Consider the following 12,817-nt stretch of genomic DNA (forward strand, 5'->3'; position numbering starts at 1 on the left):
CCTTAAAAAAAAGACGAACTTGTAAAAACAAGATCGTCTTCTCACTTATATTCTTTGGTTTTTAGGGAAATTCACTTCAAAACAAGTACCCTCTCCCCATTTGCTCTCTACTGATATTTTCCCATAATGCTTTTCTACAATCCAATTTGCGATTGAAAGGCCTAATCCCGCTCCTTCTGACGCACTTCTCGCTTTATCACCTTGATAAAAACGGTCAAATAATTTTGGGATGTCCTCATCTTTCACCCCTATCCCGTCATCTTTCACTCGTATATGAATTGAGCTGCTCGTTTGCGTACAATCGATTTGAATATGTCCGCCCCCATTCGTATACTTCATCGCATTATCTAACAATATGACCATCATTTGATGAATTCTCTCTCTATCACCCATAAATGATATGTCATGTTCTACTTTCAATATCATCTCTTTTTCTTGATATGAAGCAATTTCCTTATACGGATCTACTATTTCTTCTAACAATTTATCCATTTCAAATGTTTTCTTATCCATCTCAATTTGATTAGAATCCGAACGTGCTAACAATAATAAGTTAGTTACAAGCTTAGATAACCGTCTACACTCCTTTGAAATCGTAGAAATATCCATCGCTTTTTCTTCTATTGTCGCAGATGGTGACTGGAATAACACATCCGTTTTTGATTGAATAACCGCAAGTGGTGTCCTTAATTCATGCGATGCATCCGAAACGAATTGCTGCTGTTTTTCCCACGAATTTTGAATGGGTATGAGTGCCCTGCCGGCTAAGAAAAAGCCGATGCCTATTGCACATAAACTTCCTACACTACAACCAATAACAAGAATTAAAAATAAAGTATTTACCATTTCTTTTTCAGCTGTTATATCGCGTACAATTTGAACTATTTTTGTATCTTGTTGAAATGCAAACGTTCTAAAATATTGCCCTTGCACTTCTATATCTTGCAAAGTTCCTAATTTCTTTGGAGAAAACTTTTCCAAATTATCTTCAAAGATAATACGGCGTTTGCCGTTTTCAATACCTATCTCCACTGTGTTTCCAAGCCAAGTTAACTCCGTTATCCTTGGATCCCCAATCGGAGGATATCCCCTAATTTTTTTAGGTAGTTTTTTATCATCTGAATTCTTTCTATGCTGAACGGATTTTCCTATTGATTTATCTACTTCATTATAAATGCGATTATATGTGTATGAATAAATGATACTGCCTAATACACCTATCAAGATAATAAATACTAATGAATTCAATATAGTCAATCGAATGCGTGTTTTCTGAAACATGCTTCCCTTTTTCATTGTTCTTTTAATATATATCCAATACCTCGAACAGTTTGAATATCTTTCTGATAACCGAATGGCTCTAATTTTTTACGTAAATGATGTACATACACTTCTACAATTGCTACTGTCGTATCTGAATCAAATCCCCAAACACGATCAAAAATTTGTTCACGCATTAAAATCTTTCCGCTATTTTGAACAAGGTACTCTAAAAGCTCATATTGTTTTAATGTTAGCTTCATACTTTGTCCATCTACTTGAACATCTTTATCTTTTCCGAACAGTTCAATCCCTTTATAGCGAATGGTCTGCTTTGTTGTTAAACTACCACTTCTTCGTAACAACGCACGAATTCTCGCTTTTAATTCTGGAGCCTGAAACGGCTTAACGATATAGTCATCTCCACCAAAATCTAAGCCTTTCACGCGATCTTCTAGAGAGTCTCTCGCTGTCAAAAATAGGACTGGTGTTTCAATCTTTTCATCACGTATTTTTTGAATTACTTCAAAACCATCCATTTCTGGCATCATCACATCAAGCAAAATGGCGTCATATATATTTTGTAATGCTAGAAATAATCCATCTTCCCCATTCAATGCTGTATCTACTTCAAATTCATCGCGTAATATTTGGACAATAGACTCTAATAAAGAAGCATTATCTTCTACTACGAGTAAGCGCATATTCTCACCTTCCACCATATTGTTCAATCCTATTTATAATTACATTTTAACGTTTTTCTCAATATAAAATTTGAAAGATTTATTATAAAAATTCTTTCTTAAATTTTTCTTAATAAAAAATTGAAAGAAATAAGATTCCCCTTATCTCTTTCAACTTTTTACTACGTATACCTTTTTACTCGGCAATTCTAAACAATTTAACTGGCCACCATATACAGCACCGCCATCAATCCCTATAATACGATTACTCCCAAAATACACGCCGCAATTCTCACTACCATGAAGCGTTTTTGTTTCCGTATGACCAAATACAACAACCTTTTCACCACTATACCCACTATGAAACTCATTACGTATCCATATTAACGTATATGGTTCACATTCCGAAACTCGCTTCAATGGCTCAATACCGGCATGTACAAATATATACTCTTCTGTTTCAACATAATGAGCTAATTTTTGAATAAACTTTACATGTTCCTCTAAAACATGCGATTGTAAAATGGGTTTTTGGAAGGCTTCTTCATTAACTACAATATCTTCTTCTACAAAGCCATAGCTGTATAAAGTCTTATCTCCACCATTCCTTTTTACCCAATGATTCCATGAACGTTCCTCATCTGTCGTTAACGCTTTAATCATCATATCTTCATGATTGCCCTTTAGAACGAAGGCTCCCTCTTCTTTTAACTCTTTTACCTTTTCAATTACAGCACGCGCATTTGGACCACGATCTACATAATCTCCCAGTAAAATTAATTGATCCTGTCTTACATCATATTGAGCTTCTTCCAATAACCGTTCGAACTTTTCTATCTCTCCATGAATATCACTAATAACAAGAATTCTTTTCATATTATCCCCTTCTTTCTAAACCACTCTCTTTCTAATTATAGTTCAAAACAACAGAAATTTCTGAATCCACATTCAAAATCACATTTATTACAAATAAAACGATTGTCCTTACAACAATGTAAGTCTCTTGTCATCCAATTCGATAGTTGCAAGTGCTATATTTCCTTATACTAAAAGTAAGAAATGAAACAAAAAACAAGGAGAGATGAGACATGAAAAAAGTGATGGAAGTTGTAGTAGCGGTGGCAGAGGTTTTCGTAAACGGCAAACAAGTTGCAATGGAGTTAAACAAATAATGAAAAGGACAAGATTCATTCTAGACCCTTTACTCATATAAAAGGGATAAGACTTCTTCATTTTTTTGATCCCTTATCTCCTTGTAAAGAAAACCGCATCCTGAAAAAGGATGCGGTTTTCTTTTATTTTTGACTCGTACGAGCTGAAATACTAATTGCTCTATCAGTTGCTTTTGCAGCTTCATCTAACGCTTCTTTACTATTCTTTCCGTCATACATTGCTTCTAATGCTCTTACAACTGCATCTCGTGATTCTGGGAATACACTAATTAATGCTCCTTGAGTTGCTGGAGATTGCTTCGTCGCTTGTAATTGTTCCACTGTTACTTTTAGCTGTGGATATTTTTCATATTGCTCTTTTACTAATGGTTCATTGTATGCATCTGGATTAATAGAGAAATAGCCTGTTGCAGTATGCCATTTTGCTTGTACGTCTGGCTTCGTTAAATATTTCATAAAGTCCCAAGCACCTTGTTGCGTTTCTTCTGAAACCATATTCGTCATCCATAATGATGCTCCGCCAATAACAACACCATTTTGTTTCGAATCCTCTGGATATGGAATATATGACACGCCTACATTAAACTTAGATGCATCAATTAAGTCGCGAACACCAGCTGAAGAATCTAAATACATAGCAACTTGTCCAGATTGGAACGCGGCACGAATATCATCCCAACTTGCTCCATACTTTCCAAGTGCGCCAGCTTTATTTAAATCATCTAACATTCCAAATACTTTTTGTCCTTCTTTACCGTTAAATACCGCCTTCTTTGCAGCATCTTTGCGGCCGTTTTCGTTATCTACATATAAAGCACCTTGTGTCGCTAACAATTCTTCAAAGAACCAACCATAATTCAGCATGGAGAATCCATATTGTTTTACATTTCCGCCTTCTTTGATCGTTAACTTTTTCGCTGCTTCTTGTAATTCCGCATATGTTTGTGGGGCTTTCTCTGGATCTAAGCCCGCCTTTGCAAAAGCATCTTTATTATAAATTAATACTGGTGTAGATGAATTAAATGGCATAGAATACATTTTTCCATCAACTGAATAATAATTTGTAATTGCTTTTTCCAACTTTGAGGTATCGTACTTATCTTTTTTTATCCAACTATCAATTGGCGTAATCTTTTTGCTATCAATCATATATTTTGTTGTAATTTCACTCGACTGAACAAGAGCTGGCGCTTCTTTCGTAGCAGACATCGTTCTAAATTTCGTTAAAGACTCTTCATATGTCCCTTGGAACTCTGCCTTTATCTCGTATTTATTCTGTGACTTATTATAGTCTGCAACAAGCCCATCTAGTACGCCTTGTGTTTTTCCACCCATCGCATGCCAAAAACGAATTACAGTCTTATCACCATTTTTTTCAACTGGTGCTACTTTTGCCTGCGCTTCAGATTTCCCCTCCGTTTTACTACTTGAACAAGCGGCACTAGATAATGCCATTGTTGCTGCCATTAATAGAGCAGCACCTTTTTTAACTAAACTCATTTTAATCTCACCTTCTCTTAGTTATTTAATTGCACCTTTTGTTAATCCTTGTTGTAATTGCTTTTGCCCTACAAATAGTAAAATCAGTGTTGGAATGACAATAACCGTAACACCGGCCATTACGCTTCCCCAATCAGTTGCAACTTCTTGAGACTGAAGCTGCTTTACACCAATTTGAACTGTTCTTACTTTTTCATCAGTGGTCACTAAGAGTGGCCATAAGTACATATTCCATGTTGTTAAAAAACTATATACTCCAAGCGTAATAAAACTCGTTTTACAATACGGAATTACGACGCTAAATAAAAACCTTACATTTCCAATCCCTTCAATAAAGGCTGCTTCTTTCAGTTCATTCGGAAGCGTCATAAAATGTTGACGTAACAAGAAAATACCGAAAGCTGTTGCAAAAAACGGCACTGTCATCCCAGCAAAGCTATTGATCCAACCGAAGTTTTGAATCGTTAAAAAGTTCGGTACCATCGTTGCTTCCCACGGAATAAGCATCGTTGAAATAAACAGGAAGAAAATAAGGTTTCTTCCTTTAAACTGTAGAAAGACAAAAGCATAAGCCGCTAAGCTTGATACGATAAGTTGTCCAATCATAACGACTGTCGATACAACTAAACTGTTGTACAAGTATGTCAAAAGCGGTACTTTTTGAAAAATATTAATAAAATTATCGAAAGTAAATTGGGTCGGAAATAGCCTTCTCATTTGAATATCATCTGGTGTCATAAAGCTTATTAAAAACGCATAGAGTACAGGAAAAAACACCATTACTGCACTAATAATGAGCAGCATGTATAATAGGAAATTTTGTTTCCACTGTTTAACGATCATTTATAATGCACCTTTCTCTCAGCAAACTTGAATTGAAGTAATGTAGCAATGAAAATGAAAACAAATAATATCATCGCTTGTGCACTTGCTGTTCCAAATTGATGATTCACAAACGCCTCTTTATAAATCGAATATACAATTAAATTCGTTGCATCATTTGGTCCACCGTGCGTTAAAATGTCAATTTGTCCAAAGCTTTGGAACGCACTAATTAACGTTACTGTCACGATAAAGAATAAAGTTGGTGATAGCATCGGTAATGTAACACGGCGAAGCTTATATAAATAGCTAGCGCCATCTATAGATGCACTCTCATATAAAGACGTATCAATATTTTGTAAACCACCTAATATAACTAAAAATGCAAATCCTGTATTCACCCAAACCGTTGTAACCGATACAGAGAACAATGCCCAATCTGGACTCGTTAACCATGCGATTGCAGGTAGATTCATAGAGGCTAATATATTATTAAATAACCCGACACTTGGATGAAATAAAAATAGCCAAATCACCGCACTAGCAGCTACTGATATTCCCATAGTGGAAGAAAATAACACACGGAATAACCCAATACCTCTTACTTTTCCATTTGCAATCAATGCAAGAAATAAAGCGAATATAATACTCGTAGGCACTGTATATACAACAAATAATAAAGTTGACTTTATGCTTTTGTAGAAAGCAGGATCAGAAAATAAGTATTGATAATTTTCTAAGCCAACAAAAAGATTAGCTTCTCCGTGTATATCTGTTAAATAAAAGCTATAGTAAATCGTCCTAAATAATGGATAAAAAAGAAAAATCGAAAATAGCAAAATAGATGGCGCCAAAAATAATAATCCTATTCTTAAATCTTTCGTTTTACTCCATAAATTCTTCTTTTTTGACACTTTTGTTTGTGCTGGTAACTTGCCTACCTCAATCATTATTTCGCCACCACTTTCAACTCTTCTTCAGCTACCACTTTTAATCGTTCATTCGTATTTTGGTGAAAGAAGCATAACTTATCTTGCGAGAATAATAATTTTACTTTGTCACCTTTTTTCAGGAGTAGCTGTCCAATGACTTTTGCACTCCAAGTTATTCCATTTACCGCGAAATTTAATATAGATTCGTTCCCTAATACTTCTACAGATTGTAACGTGACTTCTTGCCCTTCCTCAGACAGTTTAATATGTTCAGGACGCATGCCTATTCGAATTGTTCCTTCTGGTAATTGCTTTAACAGTCCATTAGATAATGGAATTTGCAATTGCCCTATATGTAATACGCCTTTTTCTTTGTCCATTTCTCCATCATTTATATTCATCGAAGGAGACCCTATAAAGCTTGCAACAAATTCATTCGCTGGTTCGTTATATATATCAAGCGGTGTTCCAACTTGCTGTATGCTTCCTTTATTTAAGACCATGATACGATCTCCCATAGTCATCGCTTCTATTTGATCGTGAGTAACGTAAATCATTGTAATTCCTAACCGTTGCTGAATTTCTCTAATTTCAATCCTCATTTGCGCACGTAATTTCGCATCTAAATTCGAAAGTGGTTCATCCATTAAACAAATTGGTGCTTGACTCACGATCGCCCTAGCAAGCGCAACACGCTGTCTTTGTCCCCCTGATAATTGTCCTGGCTTCATTTTTACATACTCTTTCAGTCCTACCATTTCAATTGCTTCCATTAATCGCTTTTGTCGCTCTTCTTTTTGTACTTTTCTTACCTTAAGTCCGAATAAAATGTTTTCTTCTACAGATAAGTGTGGATATAGCGCATAATTTTGAAATACCATTGATAGATTACGGTCTTTCGGCTCTAAATCATTTGCAACATGTTCATTAATAATTAAATCCCCCGAAGAAATCTCTTCTAAGCCAGCAATCATTCGTAATAGTGTACTTTTCCCACATCCTGAAGGTCCAACTAAAACAAAAAACTCGCCCTTTTTAATGTGAACCGATACACCTTTCACCGCTGTCTCTTCCGCATTTTTATACACCTTTGAAACATTTTTCAATTCAATCACAAGATTGCACTCCTTTTTTCTTCGTGTATCCATACTTCATAATGACTCGTTGAAATTGCACTTGCTCCTGCACGAATAGCAATTTCCGCATCTTCTCGTGTTTGAATCAGTCCGCCTGCAATAATAGGAAATTCTATTTCCTCTGCTAACTGCTTAATAATGGAAGGCATAATACCAGGCATGATCTCTACCGCATTCGGTTTAGTCGTTTTACAATTCTCAATTGATTTTGTAAGAGACAAAGTATCAACAATAAAAATGCGTTGAATCGTCTTTAATCCAATTTTATTAGCATTCCGAATTGTCGAACCTTTTGTTGAAATAATACCTTGCGCCCCGATAACATCTTGAATATACAAAAGAGCTTCCTCTGTATTTGTATTTAAACCTTGTATAAAATCACAATGAAGAAATACATCATGTCCATGCTTCTGTAATTCATATACACGCTCTGGTAACTCCAGCATTGAACCAGTCATAAGAAAAACTGTTTTCGGTAATTTTTTGTAAGTTTTGTACCCTTTCCAATCTTTTATCATCGCAATATAAGGTTCTTTAAACATTAGTTCCACCTAGCTTTTCTATTTTTATCCAAACTAAAAACACCTACTTACATAGAACACCTTTCTCCTTATTTGAACTCTAGGAAATAGAGCACACCTAAGAAAGTGGCACGTTATATGTAAGCGGGTGTTCTCAAATGTTCTCTACCCTAGTTATTCTGTTACCTTTACTATATTACGCATTTATTAAGTCAGTTTTGATAGATTGTTAATTAGGTGTTAATCGAATGTTAATATTCACCATATTTTTTAACGATAATCTAAATATACGAATGAATCCCAACAACAAACAACTATTTTTAAAATTTAAGTAATATGCAAATTCATTCCATAGTTAATCAGTTTTAGTTTTCTCGCAACTGCTTGTGAAGCATAATTATCCCAAGAAGTACTATAAAGTGGAATGCGTTTTTCTTCTTGTATTGATATCGCCCAGGCTGTAACAACATCAGTACCATATCCATTCCCTTGAAATTCCGCTAAAGTTTCCACACTCGCCTCAGCAGCTATAGGCGTACTCCTAGCACTGCAACATATAGAAACTACCCTTTCATTTTCTACAATTGCAAAGTAAGGTTGCCTCCACTCCATCTGTTCTATTAGATTAGGAAAATTTTCTCGCAAAAGCTCTTTATTCTTCTCTGTTATTTGTATTGTTCTAGTTGGCTTATGTAAATTATTAGAGAACATGAAAGCAGGGCCCATCCAAATATTTTCCACTGTTCTTTCTTCATTTAATACACCAATAACCTTTGCTATCTCTATATGATTTGAAGGTTCTCGAATTAATTTCTCAATCTTATTTACCGTTTCATCATCCAGATCACAATGATATCTCGTTATACTCCCTTCACGAGTTCTGCCAAGAAAAAAACGTGGTGCTTTCGGATTTCCCTGTTCATTTACACATTTCATTTTCCCTACTTGATTGTGAACAAATAAAACCTCTACCTGAATTGCTATTAACTCAAGTTCTGAAAATCGCATTTATATCCTCCTTAGTTACTCCATATACCATTCATAATCTATTTTTCATGCCCAAAATAAAAATCCCATTCAAATACACATTACTGAATCCATCATACTAAATGACTTCTTCATTCTGTCTATCTAAATGAGATTATTTCGTACTTTTTATTTCTTTATCTTGTTATTCCACCGGTTGTGGTTGTGGCTGTACGACTTCATTCGCTCCAGCTAACCTCAACATATTTGCAATATCTTTAAAACCTCTTTTTTCAGCATATTGCAGTGGCGTAATATTTTCCTTATTGGCCATATTTACATCTGCCCCGTGGTCAATAAGCATTTGAATTACTTTCTTATGATTTTCACTACCATTTCCTAATACGATTGCTTCTACTAAAGCCGTTCCACCACGAGCATTTCTATAATTCACATCAATATCTGTATGCTCTAACAATTCTTTTACAACCTCTACATGGCCACGTTCAGATGCAGAAATGAGTGCTGTTCCACCTGATTTAGTAATTTCTTTCGTATTAACCCCTGCATTAATTAGTAGCTTTACAATGTCTGTATATCCTTCTTTACTTGCATAAAGAAATGGATTACTTTGTTTCTCATCTTTCCTTTCAATATTAGCACCTGCACCAATTAATGCCTTAACTGTCTCTACATGATTTTGGTACGTGGCTGCAAGGATAGGAGTTTCTCCGTTGTCACCTTCTACGTTTATATTGGCTCCATCTTGAATCAGCTTCATAGCTGTTTCTGTGTCTCCAAGAGTCGCAGAAAGTAGCAACTGTTTGTCCATTAAATTTATACTTTTTTCTTCTTTAGATTCTTCCTGTTCTTTTTGCTTTTCTTTTTGCTTTTCGTTTTTCACATGAACCGGTTTCGATTCTGGCTCCTCTTGCTTATCGCAAGCCACTACCGTCATTAAAAGTCCTAATAACATACATAATAAAATTTTTTGTTTTCTCACAACTACAGCTCCTATGAAAGATAATGTTTTCTTAACCATTCCTCCATCACATACAATAACTCTTCTTGAGTACATTTATCCATAAGCCCTTTATATTCCTTCTTTAATCGGATTATCTTAAAACCTATACTATGTTTCTCAACCTATTGGAATGATGCGCCTGATGGCATCATCATTAACATTATGAAGCAATTAGTTTAGCACGATTTTACCGCATTTGTATACATTTCTAAAAAGTACATAAATGATTGCTTTAGGTTACTATATTCCATTGTAACCGTTCTTCTAAAAATTTTACACCTTTTCTATATTTGCACCTGAGTAATACTAAAAAAAGACAACTATATAGTTGTCTTTTTCTATTATTAATGATGTCCACCGTGATTTCCCTTTTTTGGGTTCCCCATCATCTCTTTATTCATTTCCCATTTATGCTGTGCTAGCTCTTTATATGAAAGAACTTTCCCTTTATAGTTAGACACAAAACTCTCTGCATCCTTTTTATTTTCAAATGAAATGACATTATAAGCCATCGGTGTCGTTATTGTTTTATCATATACGTAAGTCGCATCTTCTAATGAAATCCACTCTTTCGAATCATAATCTCGAACAAATTTTTCTTTCGTCTTTTCTCCTGGATTAATCTCCATCCATTTATACATACAACCGATATCATCAAACTTTAACGCTTTTCCATTTTCTAAAATGACTTCTGTTGCAAATTGATTATCCATTACCCCAATTTGGCAAATATCACACTTATCATGTTTCTCATCAATTGCTACAGCCTCTGCTTGTTTCTTACCACATCCTACTATTGTAAAGACAAAGAATAAGCATATAGCAAGTGTCACATACTTTTTTTTCATTTTATTTCCTCCCTAACCGTATCTTCCACAAGGAGCATATCAAAAAGTTGTGTGAGATTTGTGAAACAACAATGTACTTTTTGTAATATAAAGACAAAAAAAGATGTGTAGCCATTTCTACACATCTCTCATCATTCACAACCTGTAATTAATAAATCGTCTTCTAACTTAACTAATAATGTATCTGTATTAATTTGCTGCCCAGCAACTACATTTACTAATCTTATATTTCCACTAATACCGATCGCAACTTTTTCAAGCTCACCGTTATTTTTTCGGATCATCATTAAATTTTCCCACTCATATACGTAAGAAGATTCATTAACAAAAATCTCTTCTACTTTTCCTTCATAAGAACTATAAATCTCTTCAATTCTCGTTTTCATATAAAATCTACTCCCTATTTCACACTTCAATATTTTCATCTTATTCTACCATTCTTACGGAGAGCAGCTTACTTTTTAAAAATTCAAATTAACTAGCGTGAACAAAATGACCAAAATAAAAATTATGCTTCTAATGATGTTATTTTTCAAATTATTTACCATTTGAATGAATGCTTTTATGATAAATAAAAAAAACATTTTTTCTGAATTTTCATTACATTTTGAAAGCGCAATCATTTTTGAGGGGGAGATTACATGTTAGCACTACTTGGATTTGCGATGGTATTTGTCTTTATGTTTTTAATTATGACGAAACGTATGTCAGCATTAGTAGCATTAATATTAATTCCAATTACTTTCGCATTAATTGGCGGTTTTTATGCAGATATGGGACCTATGATGTTAGAAGGAATTCAAAAACTAGCACCTACTGGTATTATGCTTATGTTTGCTATTTTATATTTTGGAATTATGATTGATAGCGGTTTATTCGATCCTGTCATTAGTAGAATTTTGAAATTTGTAAAAGGGGATCCTTTAAAAATTGTTGTTGGTACGGCTATTCTTACGATTATCGTTTCATTAGATGGCGATGGAACAACAACGTATATGATTACTGTTTCCGCAATGTACCCACTATATAAACGCCTTGGAATGAATCCACTTATATTAGCTGGGGTAGTTATGTTAGGAGCAGGAGTGACAAATCTTACACCGTGGGGCGGACCGACAGCTCGGGTTATGAGTGCTCTTGGACTAGACGCATCAGAGCTCTTTACACCACTTATACCAGGAATGATCGCTGGTGCATTTTGGGTCGTTTTCGTTGCTTACTATCTTGGAAAAAAAGAAAGAAAACGATTAGGAATTATGGATGTACAATATTTAAAACAAATGCAAACGATAGATGAGCAAGCTGCAACAGTGGAAGCTGCCGTTCATAAACGCCCTAAACTTCTATGGATTAACTTTTTATTAACTGTTACCTTACTTGTCTTTCTCATACTAGAAGTTATGCCGTTACCTGTTTTATTTACAATCGCTTTCGCTATTGCTGTTATGCTTAACTATCCGAACTTAGAACAACAGAAAGAACGTATTGCTTCTCACGCAGGAAACGTATTGGCGGTTGTTTCTCTCGTATTTGCTGCTGGCGTTTTCACTGGTATTCTATCAGGAACAAAAATGGTAGATGCAATGGCTCAAAGTGTAGTTACTCTTATACCTGACGCTCTTGGACCACAACTACCGATTATTACAGCTCTTCTTAGTATGCCGTTCACATTTTTCATGTCCAATGATGCATTTTACTTCGGAGTATTACCTATTTTAACGAAAGCTGCAGCTGCTTACGGAATTAGTGCAGCTGAAATGGGACGCGCTTCATTACTCGGGCAACCTGTTCACTTATTAAGTCCTCTTGTCGCTTCCACTTATTTATTAGTCGGAATGGCCAAAGTTGATTTTGGTGAACATCAACGCTTTACGTTACTTTGGGCTGTTGGAACGACAATGGTGATGTTAATTACGGGAATTGTAATCGGAATTATTCCAATATAAGACGTAA

Annotated in this window: 13 protein-coding genes; 1 reads left to right on the forward strand and 12 read right to left on the reverse strand. The window is 34.9% G+C overall.

Translation table 11 applies throughout. The features are described 5' to 3' along the window. Nucleotides 1–45: 45 nt before the first annotated feature. From MKO96_RS23750 to MKO96_RS23805, 12 genes are all read right to left on the reverse strand, one after another. Nucleotides 46–1,296: a sensor histidine kinase gene (locus tag MKO96_RS23750; RefSeq protein WP_483298334.1), complete on the reverse strand. Its 1,251-nt coding sequence runs from the start codon at nucleotides 1,294–1,296 to the stop codon at nucleotides 46–48. Further along, complete coding sequence (locus MKO96_RS23755) at nucleotides 1,293–1,964, reverse strand: response regulator transcription factor (protein ID WP_001238626.1); 672 nt, start codon at nucleotides 1,962–1,964, stop codon at nucleotides 1,293–1,295. The genes MKO96_RS23750 and MKO96_RS23755 overlap by 4 nt, the downstream gene beginning before the upstream one ends. Before the next feature lie 150 nt (nucleotides 1,965–2,114). After that, the gene (locus tag MKO96_RS23760; RefSeq protein WP_240588881.1) at nucleotides 2,115–2,819 is read right to left on the reverse strand and encodes a metallophosphoesterase family protein; all 705 of its coding nucleotides are present in this window, start codon (nucleotides 2,817–2,819) and stop codon (nucleotides 2,115–2,117) included. Between the two features lie 419 nt (nucleotides 2,820–3,238). Beyond that, complete coding sequence (locus MKO96_RS23765; RefSeq protein WP_240588882.1) at nucleotides 3,239–4,615, reverse strand: ABC transporter substrate-binding protein; 1,377 nt, start codon at nucleotides 4,613–4,615, stop codon at nucleotides 3,239–3,241. Nucleotides 4,616–4,636: 21 nt separating this feature from the next. After that, complete coding sequence (locus MKO96_RS23770; protein ID WP_064477144.1) at nucleotides 4,637–5,458, reverse strand: carbohydrate ABC transporter permease; 822 nt, start codon at nucleotides 5,456–5,458, stop codon at nucleotides 4,637–4,639. Next, nucleotides 5,455–6,387 carry a carbohydrate ABC transporter permease gene (locus MKO96_RS23775; protein ID WP_060629471.1) on the reverse strand — a complete coding sequence of 311 codons (933 nt, stop codon included), beginning with the start codon at nucleotides 6,385–6,387 and terminating at the stop codon, nucleotides 5,455–5,457. Before MKO96_RS23775 ends, MKO96_RS23770 begins: the two co-directional genes overlap by 4 nt. Then, nucleotides 6,387–7,484: an ABC transporter ATP-binding protein gene (locus MKO96_RS23780; protein ID WP_240588883.1), complete on the reverse strand. Its 1,098-nt coding sequence runs from the start codon at nucleotides 7,482–7,484 to the stop codon at nucleotides 6,387–6,389. Before MKO96_RS23780 ends, MKO96_RS23775 begins: the two co-directional genes overlap by 1 nt. Further along, a complete protein-coding gene (locus MKO96_RS23785; RefSeq protein ID WP_000472007.1) occupies nucleotides 7,481–8,047 on the reverse strand; it encodes a glycerol-3-phosphate responsive antiterminator in 567 nt (188 codons plus the stop codon). Before MKO96_RS23785 ends, MKO96_RS23780 begins: the two co-directional genes overlap by 4 nt. Nucleotides 8,048–8,353: 306 nt before the next feature. Next, the gene (locus tag MKO96_RS23790) at nucleotides 8,354–9,034 is read right to left on the reverse strand and encodes a GNAT family N-acetyltransferase (protein ID WP_240588884.1); all 681 of its coding nucleotides are present in this window, start codon (nucleotides 9,032–9,034) and stop codon (nucleotides 8,354–8,356) included. Between the two features lie 163 nt (nucleotides 9,035–9,197). Beyond that, nucleotides 9,198–10,070 (reverse strand): ankyrin repeat domain-containing protein, encoded by an 873-nt coding sequence (locus tag MKO96_RS23795; protein WP_240588885.1) that lies wholly within the window; start codon nucleotides 10,068–10,070, stop codon nucleotides 9,198–9,200. A 290-nt stretch (nucleotides 10,071–10,360) separates the two neighbouring features. After that, complete coding sequence (locus MKO96_RS23800; protein ID WP_240588886.1) at nucleotides 10,361–10,864, reverse strand: nitrous oxide reductase accessory protein NosL; 504 nt, start codon at nucleotides 10,862–10,864, stop codon at nucleotides 10,361–10,363. 131 nt (nucleotides 10,865–10,995) lie between these two features. Further along, nucleotides 10,996–11,250 carry a hypothetical protein gene (locus MKO96_RS23805; RefSeq protein ID WP_240588887.1) on the reverse strand — a complete coding sequence of 85 codons (255 nt, stop codon included), beginning with the start codon at nucleotides 11,248–11,250 and terminating at the stop codon, nucleotides 10,996–10,998. A 255-nt stretch (nucleotides 11,251–11,505) separates the two neighbouring features. Here MKO96_RS23805 and MKO96_RS23810 point away from each other — a divergent pair, with 255 nt between their 5' ends. Then, entirely contained in the window at nucleotides 11,506–12,810 is a 1,305-nt protein-coding gene (locus MKO96_RS23810) for a CitMHS family transporter (protein WP_240588888.1), read from the forward strand. Nucleotides 12,811–12,817: the final 7 nt, after the last annotated feature.

The organism is Bacillus sp. ES1-5 (genome assembly GCF_022487605.1).
GTDB classification, from domain to species: domain Bacteria; phylum Bacillota; class Bacilli; order Bacillales; family Bacillaceae_G; genus Bacillus_A; species Bacillus_A wiedmannii.